The sequence below is a fragment of the Natronococcus sp. A-GB7 genome, assembly GCF_029688865.1.
Lineage (GTDB): Archaea > Halobacteriota > Halobacteria > Halobacteriales > Natrialbaceae > Natronococcus.
In genome coordinates this window covers 1-1,586 of record NZ_JARUKV010000069.1, presented here as the reverse complement: position 1 = coordinate 1,586, position 1,586 = coordinate 1, and the positions used below count along the sequence as shown (strand labels likewise).

Here is a 1,586-nt window from a genome sequence, read left to right as displayed (position 1 = left end):
GCAGTCTGACGAGGCATAGTCATACTGTATGATTCTTGACTCGACATTTATCCACGACGTACTTCGAGGAGACGACGCAGCGATAAATCGACTCGCTGAGCTTCGAGAGGAGAGGGCTCCTGTCGCTCTCTCTGCACTTACCATCTTTGAGGTGGGTGTTGGGCTCCGAGGAGAAAGCGCCAGGTATCGCGAGCAGTTTGGAGAGGTCGTTGACGACCTCGTAGTCCTTCCGGTTACCGACACAACAGCTCGACAAGCGATATCGATCCAACATGAGCTTCTTGACCGCGGTGAACGGATTGGTGCCCGTGATGTTCTGATCGCCGGAACAGCGGTTGGAACCCCAGACCCCCGAGTGCTCACGCGTAACGTAGATGAGTTCGCACGCGTTGATGACCTTGAGGCCGAGAGCTACTAACCCTCATTTTGCCGACTGCTGCAAGACATACGTCTGACTCAGCTTCTTGTGTTTTCGCTTGTTTTCAGGCGTATATGGAGCAAGTGGCCGCCCGCGTTCCTGAGGAGATAGACGAGGCCATACAGGCGTATTCGGACGAAAACGATTGCTCCCGCTCCGAGGCCATTCGCGACCTTCTCGAGCGGGGGATTGAATACGATCAACTACAGACCGAAAACCAGCGTTTACAGAACGAAAAACGTACTATAATTCAACAGCGTGAACAGAATACTGAGCTGGTTGAGTACATCGAAGAAGAGAAATCATATCGCAAAGCGGGTCTCTTCACTCGGGCGAAGTGGTGGGCCTTCGGAATGCCCGACGACTAACCGCCTTGGGCAACATTGGCCTTTCTCACGCTGGAGAGTGTTGCACAAGTGCTGGCGGACTCGAGCAAAATGGTGGCTCACCAGCGTTCCGGCCGACCACGAGACCAGCAACAGAGCGGGGAAGGTATCATTGGGGCCCGTTACGTACAGGACAACCGAATATCATCACAGCCAATCGTCGGGAAGGATTTCGCGGTTCTCCTCTAACAACTTAAGGACCGGCCGAACCTCGTCGAACTGGGTGCCTTTCCGTACCTCGTTTTCGTCGCGGTCCCACTCGATGAAACCGCAGTCCTCGAGTTTGGGAAGGTCGTTGTGGTACAGGCGAACGGCTGTTTTGTCTATTCCGTCGATCTCCAGCGAGCGTGCTAGGTATTCGTCGACTATCCCAGTGTTCATCTCGAAAGCGCTGTCAGGGGCCGACGACAGTTGGTCGATGGTTTGCGGGTTGTGATCTAACAGGCGAATCAGTATCCGGCGACGGTGAACATCCGATAGCGCGTCGAAAATCTTGTCAGTTGGCGGTTGATCCGGGAGTTCACTCATGTACTATGGTATAGTCTCTCAAACTGTTAAAGCAGATACATTTTCATAGATCTCTTCTTTTTGATTAACTGAGTGACTCGAATCCTCGTTCAGTTCGCATCTCCATGTAACGGAATCCAGAGAAGCCCCTGTCTCTGGTAAAGCGGCAACACCTATGTGGTGTGTTATACTTTCAGGTAAACGTCTGAGTTTGGCACAAACTCCGCCGTTCGCTATCTGCCAGTCGAGATTTTGATGAAACGCCTGTTACGCAT

General features: G+C 52.6%; 3 protein-coding genes. 2 read left to right on the top strand and 1 reads right to left on the bottom strand.

From position 1 onward, the window contains the following. The first annotated feature begins 28 nt into the window (after nt 1-28). Nucleotides 29-418: a PIN domain-containing protein gene (locus QA609_RS24605; protein WP_278305253.1), complete on the top strand. Its 390-nt coding sequence runs from the start codon at nt 29-31 to the stop codon at nt 416-418. A gap of 74 nt (nt 419-492) precedes the next feature. Further along, the gene (locus QA609_RS24600; RefSeq protein ID WP_278305252.1) at nt 493-786 is read left to right on the top strand and encodes a ribbon-helix-helix protein, CopG family; all 294 of its coding nucleotides are present in this window, start codon (nt 493-495) and stop codon (nt 784-786) included. Between the two features lie 165 nt (nt 787-951). Here QA609_RS24600 and QA609_RS24595 read toward each other — a convergent pair whose 3' ends face one another. Further along, on the bottom strand, nt 952-1,332 hold the full coding sequence (locus tag QA609_RS24595; protein ID WP_278305251.1) for a hypothetical protein: 381 nt from the start codon (nt 1,330-1,332) through the stop codon (nt 952-954). Nucleotides 1,333-1,586: the final 254 nt, after the last annotated feature.

Excerpts from the sequence above, each read along its gene's own strand:
- QA609_RS24605 (WP_278305253.1), top strand. The coding sequence starts at position 29 with ATGATTCTTGACTCGACATTTATCCACGACGTACTTCGAGGAGACGAC.
- QA609_RS24595 (WP_278305251.1), bottom strand. The coding sequence starts at position 1,332 with ATGAGTGAACTCCCGGATCAACCGCCAACTGACAAGATTTTCGACGCG.
- QA609_RS24600 (WP_278305252.1), top strand. The coding sequence starts at position 493 with ATGGAGCAAGTGGCCGCCCGCGTTCCTGAGGAGATAGACGAGGCCATA.